The organism is Comamonas serinivorans, assembly GCF_002158865.1.
GTDB lineage: Bacteria > Pseudomonadota > Gammaproteobacteria > Burkholderiales > Burkholderiaceae_C > Comamonas_E > Comamonas_E serinivorans.
In genome coordinates, this window is record NZ_CP021455.1 from 4,161,734 (window position 1) to 4,177,438 (window position 15,705).

At 66.2% G+C, this 15,705-nt stretch carries 12 protein-coding genes; 1 reads left to right on the forward strand and 11 read right to left on the reverse strand.

Going from position 1 to position 15,705, the window contains the following annotated elements; genetic code table 11:
• Window positions 1-146: 146 nt before the first annotated feature.
• Window positions 147-4,103: a DUF11 domain-containing protein gene (locus tag CCO03_RS17825; protein WP_169717491.1), complete on the reverse strand. Its 3,957-nt coding sequence runs from the start codon at window positions 4,101-4,103 to the stop codon at window positions 147-149.
• A gap of 43 nt (window positions 4,104-4,146) precedes the next feature.
• Here CCO03_RS17825 and CCO03_RS20120 point away from each other — a divergent pair, with 43 nt between their 5' ends.
• Window positions 4,147-4,284, forward strand: coding sequence for a hypothetical protein (locus CCO03_RS20120; RefSeq protein WP_169717492.1), 138 nt, complete (start codon window positions 4,147-4,149; stop codon window positions 4,282-4,284).
• A gap of 627 nt (window positions 4,285-4,911) precedes the next feature.
• Here CCO03_RS20120 and CCO03_RS17830 read toward each other — a convergent pair.
• The 10 genes from CCO03_RS17830 to CCO03_RS17875 all read right to left on the reverse strand — a co-directional run bounded on the left by CCO03_RS17830 (window position 4,912) and on the right by CCO03_RS17875 (window position 15,703).
• Window positions 4,912-5,811 (reverse strand): class I SAM-dependent methyltransferase, encoded by a 900-nt coding sequence (locus CCO03_RS17830; RefSeq protein ID WP_087283289.1) that lies wholly within the window; start codon window positions 5,809-5,811, stop codon window positions 4,912-4,914.
• Between the two features lie 161 nt (window positions 5,812-5,972).
• Window positions 5,973-6,890 (reverse strand): class I SAM-dependent methyltransferase, encoded by a 918-nt coding sequence (locus CCO03_RS17835; protein WP_236903925.1) that lies wholly within the window; start codon window positions 6,888-6,890, stop codon window positions 5,973-5,975.
• Between the two features lie 2 nt (window positions 6,891-6,892).
• Window positions 6,893-8,173, reverse strand: a complete 1,281-nt coding sequence (locus CCO03_RS17840) for an ABC transporter ATP-binding protein (RefSeq protein WP_087283291.1) — start codon at window positions 8,171-8,173, stop codon at window positions 6,893-6,895.
• Entirely contained in the window at window positions 8,170-8,973 is an 804-nt protein-coding gene (locus CCO03_RS17845; protein WP_087283293.1) for an ABC transporter permease, read from the reverse strand. Before CCO03_RS17845 ends, CCO03_RS17840 begins: the two co-directional genes overlap by 4 nt.
• 86 nt (window positions 8,974-9,059) lie before the next feature.
• Window positions 9,060-9,872, reverse strand: a complete 813-nt coding sequence (locus CCO03_RS17850) for a peptidylprolyl isomerase (protein ID WP_169717493.1) — start codon at window positions 9,870-9,872, stop codon at window positions 9,060-9,062.
• 324 nt (window positions 9,873-10,196) lie between these two features.
• On the reverse strand, window positions 10,197-11,723 hold the full coding sequence (locus CCO03_RS17855; RefSeq protein ID WP_087283297.1) for a hypothetical protein: 1,527 nt from the start codon (window positions 11,721-11,723) through the stop codon (window positions 10,197-10,199).
• A 287-nt stretch (window positions 11,724-12,010) separates the two neighbouring features.
• The gene (locus CCO03_RS17860) at window positions 12,011-12,454 is read right to left on the reverse strand and encodes a hypothetical protein (protein WP_157667784.1); all 444 of its coding nucleotides are present in this window, start codon (window positions 12,452-12,454) and stop codon (window positions 12,011-12,013) included.
• Complete coding sequence (locus tag CCO03_RS17865; protein ID WP_236904162.1) at window positions 12,451-13,740, reverse strand: type II secretion system protein GspD; 1,290 nt, start codon at window positions 13,738-13,740, stop codon at window positions 12,451-12,453. Before CCO03_RS17865 ends, CCO03_RS17860 begins: the two co-directional genes overlap by 4 nt.
• Complete coding sequence (locus tag CCO03_RS20540) at window positions 13,623-14,951, reverse strand: hypothetical protein (RefSeq protein ID WP_236903926.1); 1,329 nt, start codon at window positions 14,949-14,951, stop codon at window positions 13,623-13,625. Before CCO03_RS20540 ends, CCO03_RS17865 begins: the two co-directional genes overlap by 118 nt.
• Window positions 14,952-14,977: 26 nt before the next feature.
• A complete protein-coding gene (locus tag CCO03_RS17875; protein WP_087283305.1) occupies window positions 14,978-15,703 on the reverse strand; it encodes a hypothetical protein in 726 nt (241 codons plus the stop codon).
• Between the last annotated feature and the right edge of the window lie 2 nt (window positions 15,704-15,705).

Genomic DNA, 15,705 nt, shown 5'->3' on the forward strand with positions numbered 1-15,705 from the left:
CCTGGCCCGAGGTCGGGGTTGGGGCGTCGATGCAGCCTTGAACCTTTGACATGGCGTATCAAGCTGCGCCGATGATTTTTTCATCGGCCATGACTGCATACGGGGTCAAACACACCCGAACCATCACACAGCGATTCGGCCCAGGCTCAGGACCCGATCCGGCGTTGCAGCGGTTTGCGCTGCCACGACACGGCCCAGACCAAGACCCCCAGCAGGATCAGCAGGCCCTTGAGGTCCAGGCCAGGCACCGGCATCACGGCCGACGGCCCGGCGTTGACGGTGGCGCCCGACGGGTTGTTGCCCGCCGATGGATCGACGCCCCCGTCGCGGTCGTTGGCGGCGCCTGTGCCGCCAGTCACCGGGATGCCCTCGCTGCCCACGGGCACCGTGAAGCTGACAGTGCAGGTCAGGCTGCCACCGGGCGCGAGCTGGGTTGGTGCACCGCAGATCGGGACAGGGCTGCCCGGCAGGCTGCCGGCATTGGGCACGCTGCAGAAGGCCTGGTCGGCCACGGCGCTGCCGACGTTGGTGCAGGTGACGGTGCACTGCACCACTCCCCCGTAGGTGGGCGACGCCGGCAAACACGTGGTCGCGCTGGTCATGTCCGTCTGCATGGCCAGGGCAAACAGGTTGCCGGTCGAGCCGGTGGTCGGCACGGTGAGGGCGATGGTCAAGGCGTCCACGCTGCCGGCCACGCCGGTGTCGAGCGGCCCCTGGCTTGCAGGATCACCGGTCTGGCCCGTCTGCGTGTACCGGGCCTGGTGGCCGGCGGGCGGCACGGCCACCAGGCTGCAGGACGCCTGGGCGGGCACGGCCGCGAAGCTGAAGTGGCCGCTGCTGTCCGTGAGGGTGGTGAGGGGGCCGATCTCCGGTGCGGTACAGGTCAAGGTCACCGTGTGCACGGCGACGCCCGGGTCGATGGCCGCGCCGTCATCCTGGGTGTTGGGCGACGTGGCGGACTCGACATAGACGCGGCCGGACACCTCGACCAGTTGCTCGATCACGGTCGCGGCACAGGCCCGGGTGGCGTCCGCCGCGCACGCGTTCTCGACGAGGGGCGGCTGGAAGCCGGCTGGCGGATTGGTCAGGCCCACCGAGTTGATCAGCGCCGTGTTGAGCGCCGCCGTGTCGGCCGCGGTCCCGGTCACCGTCAGGGTTCTGCTGCTGTTCGCCGCCACATCGATCACCCAGCCGATCTGGCCACCGGCCGCTGCACCGTCGTGCACGCCGCCATCGCTGGCCGACGCGAACACCAAGTCGGCCGGCAGCGCATCGGACACGGCCACCCCAATGGCCGGCAAGGGCCCGGCGTTGTGAACGGTGACGGTGTAGGTCAAGGTGTCGCCCCGGGCCGCCCGGGCGCGATCGACGACTTTGCCGATCGTGAGCTGGCTGTCGTCCGTGCCGCGCAGGCCGACCGGTCGGCCATCCACGGGCAGCATGCGGTCACCGCTGGAGTAGGCCGCCACGGCGGCGGCGTTGTTGTAGGCCATCTGGCCGCGGCTCACCCCCGCGATCGTGACGTTGAACTCTACCGCAAAGGCGCTGCCCGCGTTGTAGACCTGCGAGGACGTGACCTTGAGCGCCTTGACGCCGGCCGGGCCACCCGCGACCGCCGCGGGGTTGCTGACCCAGTCGTTCACGCACCCCGCAGGCTGTGCGGGGTAGACGTCGGCGCGGCAGGCGTTGGCCGAACCCGAGTATTCGACCGTCACCCCCGAGGGCAGCGGCGTGACCATGCCGGCGAACACCACCGGGAATGCGCTGTTGCGTGGCACGTTGCTGGCCGTGCGCAAGTCCCCCAGGCCAGGCAGGACGTCATAGAACACGACGTTTTGCAATGGCGTGCCACCCGTGTTGGTCCAGCGCACGCGATACCGGGCACTGCCCCCGGTGAGCGAGACGTTGCCGGGATCGCCGAAGTTGCGGTAGACGGCATCCAGGTTGCCGCGCACCTGCTTGTCGATGTCGAAAGCCCCGGCGCCGGTGCCGGGTCGTGCCACGCTGATGGTGTGCTGGCAATGCGCCGTCGCGGGCCCGTAGCCGCTTTCGTTCAGCGGGTCGGTCGGGCTGTAGACGTTGACCGTGTTGGTCAGGTGGCGGCAGGTGGTGGACAGGTTGTCGAGCTCGGGCGCAAAAATCCGGCCCGTGTTCTCATAGCTGCCGGCCTGCACCTGCGTGTGCAGGTAGAGCGGCGTCACGCCGCCAGATGTCGGGCCCGGCGTGCCGGGCGGGCGGGTGGCCAGGTCGGTCAACACCGAAAACTCGCCAATCCCCAATGGAAACGTGGGGCCGGGCGACGGCGAGCCCGGGCGGTTGGGCGGGATGACGATGCGGATCAGCTGCCGCCCGGTGCCGAGGTGGTTGTCGATCACGGTCCAGGGCACCTCCAGGCTGTGCACCAGGACCGAGCCTGTGCCGCGGTTGATCCGGACGCGGATCGTCGGCTGGAAGGCACTCGCCGGATCCGCCGGATTCGTGCGGTAGAAATCCGGCACCGTCATGCCCTGCGGCAACAAATCGGTGATGACGATCTCGCTGTCAATCGGCTCCACGGACAGCACGGACGCGTTCAGGCTCAGTCCCGTGTAAGGGCCGCCATTGGCACCCGTCGGGTCATGCAGCCCAATAGGGCTGACCGTCGCCGATCCCCCGGTGAAGCTCTTGAGGATGCCAATCTGTTTGACCGGTCGTTGCACGGCGAAATTCGCCGTTTCGTGAACCGCTTGGTAACGCGCCGTCGTCTCATCCCGCCAGAACGACCGCAAGTACGCCCGGTTCAACACCGTCAGCCGGTTGAAGCCCCCCGCATTGGGCAGCAGCCGGCTTTCCACCTGGGCATCCGCATAGCCAAAAATCCACGACTGGTATTGAACGCCCAAGGTGGACAGCTCGGGAAACGGCGCAATCGCCGGGTGCCGGGGGTAGACGATCATGGCCACCCGGCCCACCAGGCTGGCGGGAATCGGGAAATCCATGTCCACCCCTGCTCCTGCCGGATTGCTGCTGTCGACCGGCACTTGTGAGCCATCCGTCAGCACGGCGATGGGACGCCAGCCATTGGCATACGCCGCGGCGTAGCCGTATGCCGGATACCCCGCGATGGCGCGTGGCCGGACGGTGAACGCTTCGGGATGGAAGGCGGGGCTGGTGCACAGGTTGCCGTAAGGACTGGCGGCCAAGTTGGCCATCGGCAGCGACGAAAAACGCCCGATCGTGCTGTCGTAGTTGCTGAGGCAGGGCATGGGGTCATACACCTCAGGCTGATAACCGAGCGGCAGATTCGCCATGCTGGTGGTGATGACGTAGTTGGCCTCTGAGCTGTTGTTGCCGCTGCTGGGCGGGGAGGCGTTCCAGTTTCCGGGGTAGGTGTAGTTGGGCAACCCGGGATACGGCGCCGTGGCCGTTTTGCTGATGATGTTGCCCACCGGTGGCGGGTCGACATAGGCCGTCAGGCTGGATGTTGCATTTTTCGTGTCGCTGGCGGCACTGTCGATCGCGCTGTACGTGGCCCCGACGGTGTTGCTGATGAGGCCGGAAGGCGACGGCACCACCGGCACGGCAGGCAACTCGGTGCCATCGTTGATGCGCGCGGTGATGGTGTAGAAATTCGTTGCATTGACCGTGATGCCGGCCCCCGGATCAGGGGCTTGGCACTGGGCCGGGAAGGGCGAATTGAGCGGATGCGTGGCGGCAGGCGGCACCGATGCATTCCAGGTCACGGTACGGGCAACCGGGTCGTACTGCCCGGGGGGATTGGAGGACACGTAGGTGACGGTGGGGGGCAACACATCCACCAGCCGGAACTCATCGAGGTACAGGTCCCCGAACGTGGTGCCCCGGATGTCGCAGTAAGCGGCGATCCGAAACGTGACGGTGTCGCCAATGCGGGCCACCGTGCCCGTCACATTGCCGTTGGTGGTCTTGACCAGCTGAAACAGCAGCGAGGCTGTGGCCGTGGAGGTTCTCGTTTCCGACACCACGGGGCTGATGTTGGCGCCCGTCATGCTGGCCTGGATGGACCAGCTGGTGTTGTTCGGCGTGGTGTTGTTGGGCGGCGTCAGGGTGAGCAAAAAAGCGATCGACGACCCGGTGGTGTTCACCGACGGCGGGAGTGTCACCACCAGATTGCCGCCCACATAGGCAGTGGAACTGCCTGACGGCAACCCGGAGAAGGTTCGGGGCCAATTCGCCACCGTGGCCGACACCGGGATGGTGATGACCAAGCCATTGCAACTCAAATCGCTGCTGCCGCCCTGGCTGCAGGTGAAATTGATGGAATAGGTGAACGGTCGACCGGACTCCTGGGTCGCCGGCGTGGTCTGCTGGACCGCGATGGCACCGACCGCCGCGTGCGCCCAGCCACTGCTCGCCAGCAGCCCGATGAGCACAGCTGACCGGAATGCCCGGGCGCTGAGAAGGATGTGGGCCCAAGCACGGGCTACCCAGACGTCGTTCATGCGCATGCGCTCCTTCTCGCCGGTTGAAGGCAACCTGACCCGACGCGTCAGGCGACGGGGTCAGATGCGGGGCGCCGCGTCGGCCTCACGCAGTGCAGCGCCGGCGGCTGGCGCACTATACAGATGGTTACGCTTACTCACAAGGTGCTATTTCCACCAACCTCGTGGGCCACCCAGGGCGTCGGGACGGATCGGGCCATGCCCCGAACTGGGAAGGCGCCCGTGCCGCCGCCTGGACGGACACGGGCATTCGGTCATCCCATGGCGGCCACGGCGCTGCGGCAGACCTGCGCGGACGGGCGCCACATCCGCATGGCAGTGTGTAGAACCCGCCCTGCCGACGCCGCCGGCCATCTACGGCACCGGCTTGAGGGTGCACGGGAGGTGATGCTCGCCGGGCCACCTGGACGCGTCAGGCCACTCGCATCACCCGCAACGGCCTCATCGGGCTTCACTCAGCGGGCTTGCGCAGCACCCAGGCGTCCTGGTGGTGCCAGAACCACTGCGGGGCAAAGTGCGTGAACACCGCCTCGCCGAAAGCGGCCGCCACCTCGCCACGCACAAAGGCTTCGGAGGTGAACGCCGTACCGTACTCCTGCGCGTCGATCGCGTTGGACTCGCTGGATGCGGCAAAGAAAAAGCCCGAGGCGTCCAGCGACACGTTCGCGCGCTGAACCGCTTCCTGGCCATGGGTGGTGAACACCAGCAGGCCGCCGGGCGCCACGGCGTCCCACAGGCGCACCAGCCAGCGCGTCCAGCTCGAGCGTGGCAGGTGCGAAAACAGCGACAGCACGAACACCAGCGCGTAGGAGCGCGGCCACTCCACGTCTTCGGGCACCGCGTGCGACGCCAGGCCCTGCACGCCGAACGCCTGCTGGGCAAAGCTCACGGCATCACCTACCACGTCGGACACCGTGACACGCTCGGCCCCCAGGACCTTGACCAGGTGGCGCGTGAAACGCCCGTGGCCGCTGGCGAACTCCAGCACCGAGGGGCTGCGCAACAGGGGCTGATCCACCTGCTCCAGCAGCACCATCAGCTCGCTCAGCGTGCGCCAGCCATCGGCCAGGTAGTCGCGAATCGGGTTGATGGAGGTCGGATGACCCGCGAAGAAATGGAAGATGTCGTCGGCGGGCGAGATGGCGCAGTTCAGCCCCATCATCGCCCCGAAGGCTTCGGGCAGGCCGTGCGCTTCGATGAGGTTGTGGGCCCGCAGCCGCGTGGCCGGCACGTCGCGCGCGGCGCGCAGCAGGGCATTGGCCGCCTCGGCATGGCCGCCGGCCAGGGCTTGTTGCCCCAGGGTCAGCAGCTGCTCAGCCTGCGCAAGGGGTGTGGAATCGATGGTGCTCATGGTGAGGAAATGGGGTATCAGCCGATGGCCGCCTTCAAATCAACGGAAACCCGCCCATACCCTATGCATGGATAGGCTTGATGGAGACGAACGCGGCACGCAGGCGATGCCGGCCTTGCGGCACGCGGCTGGCACACGTCTTGGGCACGCGCACCGGCGATTCAGGGCCGGTGCAGCACCAGCGCATCCTGGTGCGACCAGAACCACGCCGGCTCCAGGTCCACCCGCAGCGGCTGAGGGCTGAGCTCGGCCACGCGGGCCAGGACGAACTCGCGCGTGGTGTAGGTGGTGCCGTACTCCTGCGCGTCGATGGCGTGCGACTCGCTCTCGGCATGGAAGTGGAAGCCCTCGGCATCGGTCTGCACGCCGGCCCGTGCGGCCGCGAACTCGCCATGCGTGGTGACCACCAGCACGCCACCGGGCGCCACCGCGTCCCAGATTTTGGCCAGCCACGGTTGCCAGGTGGCACGCGGCAGGTGGCTGAACAGCGAGAGCACGAACACCAGGTCGTAACGCCGCGGCCACTGCAACTGCGCCGGGTCGGCGGTGGACATCAGGCCCTGCACCCCGAACTGCTGCGTGGCAAAGGCCACGGCGCCGGGCACGACATCGGACACGGTGATGCGCTCGGCCCCCAGCGCCTTGACCAGATGGCGCGTGAAACGCCCATGGCCGCTGGCGAACTCCAGCACCTGGGCCAGGCCGGTCAAGGGCCGGCCGCTGCGCTCCAGCAGCAGCAGCAGCTCGCTCAGCGTGCGCCAGCCATCGGCCAGGTAGTCGCGCATGGGGCTGGACCAGGTGCCATGGCCGTTGAAGAACCCGAACACGTCGTCCTGCGGGTCGATGTGGGCATCCAACCCCATCCAGGGCGCAAACGCGCCCAGCAAACCGTGCGTCTCGATCAGGTTGTACGCCGCCAGCTGGGTGGCCGGCGACAGCGCCGCCTGCCGCAGCGCCGTGGCGGCACCATCGGCATCACCAGCGGCCAGCAGGGCCTGGCCGCGCGCCAGCGCCGTCCGCGCCGCCTCGTCCGGCAACGGGCCCGCGGCCGTCACATCCAGCAATTCCTTGATTCCCACATTCAGCTCCAGTGATGGGGCAGCCGCACCAGCCCCGGCATCAGCCCCGGCGACACCACGCGGATGACCGTGTACTTGAACCACAGGTCGTCGGTCGCCAGGCCGCTCTCGTCAAACAAAAACACGCTGAGCTCGTAGTCGCCGCTGTGCAGGGGCAGTTGCGGAAAGCTCAGCACCGAGCGCCACAGGTTGTCGCCCAGCGAGACCGGCGCGGCGCCCTCCTCGTGCGTGGCCAGCGAGGTGATGCCCACGCCTTTTTCTTGCTCGATCATGAAACCGATGTTGGGTCGCTCGCCATCCTTGCCCCGCACCGTGATGGTGGCCACCAGGTCCGGGCTGTCCAGCAACGCCGGCTTGCCCGGCACCAGGTTGGCGATCTCGCACGACAGGATCATGGCCGAGGTCGGCCCCCGCTCGTAGGGCAGCGCCGGCGTCGGTGCCGCGGGCTCGTCGCCGCTCGCCCCATCGCGCACGCCCGCTTCCGATTCGGCTTCCGCCTGGCCCAGCAGGCGCGAGTGCTTCTCGTACGCCCCCATCACCGCTTCCGTGGGGCCGAACTCGCGCACCTGGCCGCCCTGCAACCACAAGGTCACGTCGCACAGGCTGCGCACGTGGTAGGGGCTGTGCGAGCAGAACAAGATGGTGCAGCCGTTCTCGCGGAAGGCGCTGATGCGCTCGATGCACTTCTTCTGAAAATGCTGGTCCCCCACGGCCAGCGCCTCGTCGATGATGAGCAGGTCCGGCTCCACCGCCGTCACCAGCGCAAAGGCCAGGCGCACCACCATGCCCGACGAGTAGGTTTTCACCGGCCGGTTCATGGCTTGGCCCAGGCCCGCGAATTCGACGATGGAGGCCTCGAGCCGGCTCATGGCCTCGTGGTCGATCCCGATCATGCTGCCGGCGAAGTAGAGGTTGTCGCGCCCCGTGAAGTCGGGGTGGAACCCCGCACCCAGCTCGAGGATGGCCGTCACCCGGCCCACGCGCTCCAGCTCGCCCGCATTCGGCTGCAACGTGCCGGCCAGCAACTTGAGCAGCGTGCTCTTGCCCGCGCCGTTGTCGCCGATCACGCCAATGCACTGCCCACGCCGCAGCTCGAAGCTCACGTCGCGCAGGGCCCAGTGGCTGCGGTGCGTGGCCCGGCCGGTCAGCAGCCCCTTCAGGCGCTGGCGCGGCGAGTCGTACAGCTTGTATTCCTTGCCCAGGCCCCGTGCACGCAGCACCACGCGGTCGGCCGCGCCTGCGTCGGCGGCATCGGGCGCCCCGGTCTTGCCCGCCTCGCTCATAACCAATCCACCAGTTGATCGCGGCTGCGGCGCAGCGCCAGGTTCAGCAGCACCGCGGCCACCACCAGCCACACCGCCATGGCCAACCAGACCGACGGCGATGGCCATTGCCCCTGCAGCAGCACCGCTTGGTAGCCCAGCACCCAGGCCGTCATGGGGTTGAGCCACAGCAGCCAGCGCCAGCGCTCGGGAAACAGGGTCAGCGGAAACAGGATGGGGGCGGCAAACACACCGATCGAGAACACAAACGCCACGATCTGCTGCACATCGCGCAGGGCCGCCATCAAAATGGCCAGCAGGTAACCCAGCAACCAGGCCAGCACCACCTGCAGCAGCACCAGCGGCAGCATGGCCAGCACCGCCCACGCCCCCTGGTGCTTGGGCCAGTAGGCCAGCACCAGCGCCAGCATCAAGGGCGCGTAGACCAGCGCGCTGGCCAGCACCGCGCGCGTCGGAAACAGCGCGGGTGGCAAGGGGTTTTTCTGCAGGATGCCGCCCGCCTCGACCAGCGAGCCCATGCCCCGCTGAACCGCCTCGGAAAACGCCATCCAGGCCAGCATGCCCACGATGAGGAAGGTGCCCACGCGATCCGTCGGCGCGTTTTCGCCCATGCGCATGGCAAACACCACGTCGAACACCAGGTAGTAGGCCGCGATGCTGAGCAGCGGTTGCACCCAGGCCCACAGCATGCCGCCGGCAGAGCCGGCGAAGCGCGCTGCGATTTCACGGCGCGTGAGCACCGTCAACAGACCGCGCAGACGCCACAGCGTGCGCAGGTCATCGAACACCGAAAACTTCATGTGACGAGCACTTGCGGTGCCCTCAGACATGAGGACACGCCAAACAACGAGACACCCCCTTGCCGCAACGCGCCAAGGGGGTCGGGTCAGGAGCGTGCCGCAGCAGCCACCCGCTGAAGATTATCGTCGTTCAGGCGCACCGACTCGCCAGCCTGCTGCCAGAGGCGGGCACGCACCTCTTGATTGCGGCGCTCGAATACCTGGTGCCGCATCACCTCCGTGGCTTCGGCCTCGGTGGCTGCACGCTCAACGCGCACCTCTTCAAGCTCGACGATGTGGTAGCCAAACTCGGTGCGAAACACCGGGCTGCGTTGCCCAGGCTGTTGCAGGCTGGCAACGGCTGCCAGGAATTCAGGCACGTAGCTTTTGCCCTCCAACCAGCCCAGCTCCCCACCCAGCACTGCCGACGGGGCATCCTGCGACTGTGTCTTGGCCAAGGCAGCGAAGTCTGCACCGTCTTCCAGCTGTTTCAACAGGGTCTGGGCGCGCGCCTCCACCTCAGCGTCTGGCCCTTGGCGCGCATTCAACAGGATGTGGCGCACCCGTTTGTCCGCCGGCCAGCGGAAGTTCGCGGGATTGGCTTTCATGGACGTGCGGGCCAGCTTGGTCAGCGTGGCGTCGTCCGGCATGGCTTGCCGCACTTGGTGCTGCATGTATTGCTCAGCCCAGAAGCGGGTGCGCGTCACCTCGCTCGGGGCCGCGCCTTCTGGCTCTTTCACCTCCAACTTGGCTGAGCGTGCACGCTCAGCCAGCCACTTGTTGCGATACACGCTGGTGGCCACCTGGCCCAGGCGCTCATCCGATTGCGTCACAGAGGCTTGCGCCTCGGCGGGCACGGTTTCGCGCAATGAGGTGAGCACCTCGCCCAGCGTCACCGTGCCGGCTGGGCCCGTTGCCAAAGCCAGTTGAGGGTCCAACTGCAGCACACCCGCAGAGACCTGCAAGGGTACCGCCGCAGCAGCCTGTGCCGAAACAGGTAGCGCGGGCGCTTGAGCCTGCGCCCCCAGGCTCACCAGAGCCAAACCGATCAAGCCCACTCGAAATGATTCAACTGCACAACGCACCATGCCAACTCGCTTCCTTCCGTGCCATCAACGGGGTATGAGAGACATGAGTCCCATCAAGTTCACCCAAAACAGACGCCCATGAAAAAAGGGCAGGTTACCCTGCCCTTTTCATTCGGCTTGCATCGGCAACCGGGTTGCCCCGGCTACGCGATGTGCTTACCAACGGTGACCGTAGGTGTAGCCGTAGTTGCCGTGGTTGGCAACGTCCTTCAACGAGATGGCCGAGAAGCCGGTCATCGGCAGGCCAGCCGGAGCCGACGACGGGGCGAACGTGGCCCAACCTGCTTCCGGTGCAGCGTTGTTGATCTTCAGTGCGACCGGCACGTTGGTCAGCGCGGCGCTCAGCACTTGCGAGCTGGCGCGGTTGAAGGTCAGCGTGAACACTTCACCGCAGTAAGCCGAAGCGGCTTCAGCTGGCGAGAAGCTCACCGAAGTGTCCTGGCCGCCTTCTTCGCGGTCAGAGCCCGAGAACTTGCCGCGCAGGCAGATCAGGTCACCCAGTTCACCCTTGTCCACCACACGGGTGTTGCCCGGGGTGTAGTAAGCCGTGATGGCGGGATTGAACACGCGCGCAACAGCGGTGCTAGCAGCGTTGTAGTCCAGCGCCACGTTGTAGCGACGGGTCGGTTGCGACACCACCCAGTCGGTATCACCCGGCACCACGGCACCATCCAGCGTCGACACGAACTCGTTCATCACCTTGGCCTTGGCCAGGACGAAGGACAGATCGGTAGCTTGTTGATCAGCGACGTAGCCATTCACCAGAGGAGTAGACATGTCAGGCAGGTCCATCCACAGCGGCTCGATGATGGCGCCAGCGCCACCCTTCAGCAGCGGGTCAGCCGACAGGTTATCCACATTCGCAGCAGCACCAATCGGCTCATCGCTTTGCGGCGAGAAAGCAAAGTTACCTGCCACGCTCACCGGCTGACCATTGATGGAGCTAAGCGAGCCATCGGTGGCCACCACAGCGGTGTGGGTGCCCGAGAAGGTCGAGATGTTGTCCAGGCGCAGGATGGTCCAGCCGCCGGTCAGACCGTCGGTGGGGTTGTCCAGGCCAGCTTCACGAGCTTCGTCAGCCGTCACCACCGACGTGTTCAGCACATCGGCAAAGGCAGCGAGATCGCAAGGTGCAACGCCCTTGACGTGCTTGATGTTCTTGTACAGAGCCGAGCCCGGAGGAACGTCGGCCATGTTCAGGAATTCGACATAACCTTCACGCGTGTGAGAAGCCAGGGCAGCGTCGCTCAGGCTTTGGTCCAGACGACCCGTGCGGAACGGCACGTTGGTGATGTCCTGGGGCAGCGTGCAGCTGTTGTCGGGCGAGGTGATTTCCGTCAGACCGTTGACGCCTTGCTTCAGCGAAGCCGTCCACACGTCGCCAGGCGACAGGAACAAGGTGAAGTCCAGGATGTCGTCCGAGTTGGCCGCGCCACGGAAACGCACCTTCACGGCCTTGCCGTTCACGGTGTCCGTGTTCACCACGCTCAGCAGCGTGTTGTTCTGGCTTTGCGTCGTGAAGTAAGGCGTGAACAGGTAGTGGCCGACGGCGCTGGGTGCCAGCTGAACTTCCGAGGCGGTCGAACTGCCGACGTCGAACACGGCCAGCGCGTTGGCGGCACCAGCAAAACCCAAGCCACTGACAGCGACTGCAGCGCTCAGTGCCAAGATGCTCTTTTTCATAGCTATGAACTCCATTGAAAAAATGAGATTGCAAGACCCAAGCGAGTTCTTGGAAATGCAACCTCCATCCTACCACGCGTGCTTTTGCTCCAACAACCTGCGTTTTCGCTTTTGAACCTGTTGTTGTTTTGGCGCAAACCATAGCAACAAACTCAGGAATCATCGGGGTTGACGCGCCACAAGCCTCATGAAAAAGGCCCGCACCATATGAGGCACGAGCCTGAATTCACTGCTTGAAACGGGCGCAGCTGCTGCTTGCGCCTTTACCTCAGGCCACCCGACTGGCCTCAAGGCGCTTGATAGAACCACCATTGGCCATCTTCGCGCACCCACGGTTCGTCGAAATACGACGACACGTTGTGTGTCTGGTTGCGAGGAACACCGGGAAGTGGCGCCCTGACGGTGGCCGCAATGCGCACCTTGACCTGGCAGCGCTCAGCTTCGCACTTGGCACTGTGCACATCGGCCTTGGTCCAGCGGCCACTGGTGCCAAACTGGTTGCGGAAATCCTCTTCCGACACCAGGGCGCGATAACTGGGGGGCGCATAGGTGTAGGCCTTCTTGAAATCCCGGGCCACGAGCGCATCCCAACGTGCTTGTGCGCGAGCCATGACTTGCTCTTCAGACGTCTGGGGTTGCAGTGCAGCACAGGCGCTCAGTGCCAGGACAGAAGCTGTCACGGCAGCGACGCGGGTCCAGCGGGCGAAAGGGATGTGGGTCAATGAGGTCATTGGGATTGTCCTTCCTCAGGAATGGAAATTTGGGGCTTGGGGATGGTGGGGGCGACGGATCTTCCTGGGGTGCCCAGGGTTTCCCAGCCCGCACTCGAGATGCCTTTCATGCGATCGCGCAGCTCCTGGCTGACTTCACGGGCTTCGGCGTCGCTGCGGATGACGCGCGGGGTGATGACCAGGAGCAGCTCGGTGCGCTCCCCTGAATTGGCGTGCTCGCCAAATAAAGCACCAACCAAAGGTATCGAAGAAAGGAAGGGCAGCCCCCCCTTCCTGGTTGTATCTTTTTGTTTAATCAACCCCCCCAACACCATGGTCTCGCCTGACCGGACAGCCACTTTCGAGCTCATGGTGCGCTGCTTGAAGGTTGGCGCTTCAGTGTTGCCGACTGGCCGATCCTCACCCACATCGGTGACCTCTTGGTCGATCTCTAAAGTCACCAGATTGCCGGCATTGACCTGAGGCGTGATGTTCAAGATGACCCCGGTGTCCTTGAACTCGTAATTGGTGACCAAGTTGGTCGTCGTGGTCCCGGTGTAATAGTTGGACGACTGGACGGGAATCTGATCGCCCACCGAAATGGCTGCGGTGTGGTTGTCCATCACCATCAACGAGGGATTGGAGAGGTATCTCACATTGCTGTTGCTGCTGTAGGCCTCCAGCAAGGCAACCGGATTGCTGGAGTTTCGCAGCATGTAGGTAAAACCCGCTGCCCCCAGATTCGACGTGGCCCCCGGCATGGTCACTGCTTCATTACCCACACCTCCTGAGCCGCCATAACGCCCAATGCCTGCACCACTGAAATTCCATTTGGCACCAAAACTCATGCCATCGCTGAGCGACACCTCCACGATGCTGGCGTCGATCAGCACCTGCGCGCGCGGAATGTCCAGGCGCTTGAGCGTGGTCTCGATGCGCGCGTACTCGGCCGGCTTGGCGTGGATGAGCAGCGTGTTGTTGATGTAATCGGCCATCACGCGCACGGTATCGCTCAGGGCAACGGTGGCGACGTTCCCGCCCGCACCGTTGGCGCCGCCTTGTGCGCCCATGCCCGCGCCCCCGGCACCGACGCGCGAGTTCAACGAGCCAAAGCCCGACGAACCCGAGCCGAAGCGCGAGTTGTTGCTGAGGCTGCTGCGTGTGTTGTTCTGGTTGCCAGAGTAACGGCTCAGGTTGTTGTTGCTGGTGATGCCGTTGCGCGTGGTGGCGCCGGCTGCGCCGCCCAGACCGGGCGCCACGCCGGTGGCCCCCGTGGACGCACCAAAGGCGTTGGTGCCGCCATAGATGCCGTTGAGCAGTTCGGCGAGGTGGTCGGCCGAGCCATTGCGCACCTTGTAGACAAAGAGCTGGGGCTCGGCGCTGTTGAGGTTGGGGCGGTCGAACTGCTCGATCCAGTAGCGGATTTCGTCGATGTAGGCCGCGCGCGGCGTGACGACCATGATGGCGTTGATGCGCTCGATGGGCAGGATGCGGACCGCACCGAACAGCGGGCTGTTTTCGCCCAGGCCGGCAGCACCCGCCGCAGCTGCAGCCGCTGCGGCCATCTGCCCCCTTGGGCACCCGGTCGGGCCGGTGTGGGCGTCGCAGGGCGACCGGCTGCTGGCGCGCCCGCAGTGGCAGCACCGCCACTGGCGCCACCGGCCAGAAGCTGCAGCGCCGCCTGCACGTCTTCGACCGAGCTGTGCTTGAGCGGGAACACCCCGACCGACATACCGCGCAGCAAATTCACGTCAAAGGTGCGCACGATGTCCATCCAGCCCTCGGCTTCGGCCCGGGTGCCGCGCATGACGAGGATGTTGCGCGTGGCGTCGACGCGCACGATGGCTTCGGCCGGCACCATGGGGCGCAGGATGTTGGCCATTTCGCCCACGCCCAAGTATTGGGGCGCGATGATGATGGCGCCATACCCCGGCGCCATGCCCCGGCTGTCGGCCAGTCGCGGTGCCGACACGATGCCCCTGAGGGACTCGGGCGTGCCCACGTGGTAGATGCCACGCGAATCCTGCGCCATCACGATGCCGTTGACCTGCAGGGCGGTTTCGAGCAGCAGCAAGGCCTTGTCGGCGCTCACCTCGCCGCGCGTGGTCAACGTGATGTTGCCGTTCAGCGGCGGATGCACCACGTAGTCGACCTTGAGCAGGTCGCGCAGCATGACGTGCACAACCTCGCCCGAGGGCGCGTTCTCGAATTTGAAGGCGCTGACCGGGCCCTTGATGGCACCCGGGCTGGGCTTGGCCCGGAAGGTGCGGTCATCGCCCCGGATGATGACGGGGTCGCGGTCCTCCACGTCTGCGCGATCTCGCGCCAGATCGGCCACGGGCTGCGGTTGAGCGGCAGAGGACTCGGACGCGGCAGGGGCTGCCTGCGGCAGGGGCTGCGTCAGCGCCGGACCCACAGGCCCCGCACCCAGCGGCCGGCCTGGCGAATTGGCACAGGCCGTCAGCGCGCCCACCGTCAGCAGGATCAGCGAGGAAGAGAAAGAACGAGCAAAGAACATGGTCAGTCTGGCGTTGGGTGGTCGCGTCACCGGGTTGCGCTGGCGGGCCGGCGTCGCGAAGGAACGCTGCCACCGAAAGGAATCTGGATGGCGCCGGGCTTGGCCTCGGGCCTGCCATTCGGCTGGCCCGTCCCCAGCACTGGCGGGCTGGGGGGACGGCGAGGCGGCTGCGGTGCAGCCTGGGGCGGTGGGCGTACAGCGTCAGCCCGGGGCGCCACCGGCTTGGGCGAGGCCTTGCCGGCGTCCCCTGCATCGGGCGCGGACGCATGGGCGTAGGGCAGGGTCAGGGTGCGTTTCTCGTCACCTTTGTGGAAACGGACATCGCGGCCCGTGACGCCATCCACCTGCCAATCGCCCACCTGGTCGCCCACCTTCAGGAAGCGCGACTCGCCATCGACCTGCGCGAGCGCGCCGGTCAGGCGCGGGCCTGCCACGATGCCCGTGAGCACCACCTTGTCGAGCGCAATGGGCGGCGGGGCGGCGGGCTTGTCGTCTTCGGGCTCGGGGGCGGCCACAGGGCGACGCGCAGCAGCGAACAGCGGCCGGTCCAGCACCTCGGGATAGGCGCGGGTCACGGCGGGATTGGCCGCCAGCACGCCATTGGCGGCATCATCCAGGTTGACGCCTTGGGGCGCCGGGGCTTGCCAGATCGTATGGCGCAGCACGCCCTGCGGCCCCAGCCACACGGCAGCCAAAGCCACCGCCAGCACGGCATTGACGCCCACCAGAGCGGGCACGAAGCGTCCGGTCATGC

What these genes read in the sequence shown, in the direction of transcription:
- CCO03_RS17830 (WP_087283289.1), bottom strand. Translation starts at nt 5,811, where the DNA reads ATGAGCACCATCGATTCCACACCCCTTGCGCAGGCTGAGCAGCTGCTG.
- CCO03_RS17840 (WP_087283291.1), bottom strand. Translation starts at nt 8,173, where the DNA reads ATGAGCGAGGCGGGCAAGACCGGGGCGCCCGATGCCGCCGACGCAGGC.
- CCO03_RS17845 (WP_087283293.1), bottom strand. Translation starts at nt 8,973, where the DNA reads ATGAAGTTTTCGGTGTTCGATGACCTGCGCACGCTGTGGCGTCTGCGC.
- CCO03_RS17855 (WP_087283297.1), bottom strand. Translation starts at nt 11,723, where the DNA reads ATGAAAAAGAGCATCTTGGCACTGAGCGCTGCAGTCGCTGTCAGTGGC.
- CCO03_RS17860 (WP_157667784.1), bottom strand. Translation starts at nt 12,454, where the DNA reads ATGACCTCATTGACCCACATCCCTTTCGCCCGCTGGACCCGCGTCGCT.
- CCO03_RS20540 (WP_236903926.1), bottom strand. Translation starts at nt 14,951, where the DNA reads ATGTTCTTTGCTCGTTCTTTCTCTTCCTCGCTGATCCTGCTGACGGTG.
- CCO03_RS17875 (WP_087283305.1), bottom strand. Translation starts at nt 15,703, where the DNA reads ATGACCGGACGCTTCGTGCCCGCTCTGGTGGGCGTCAATGCCGTGCTG.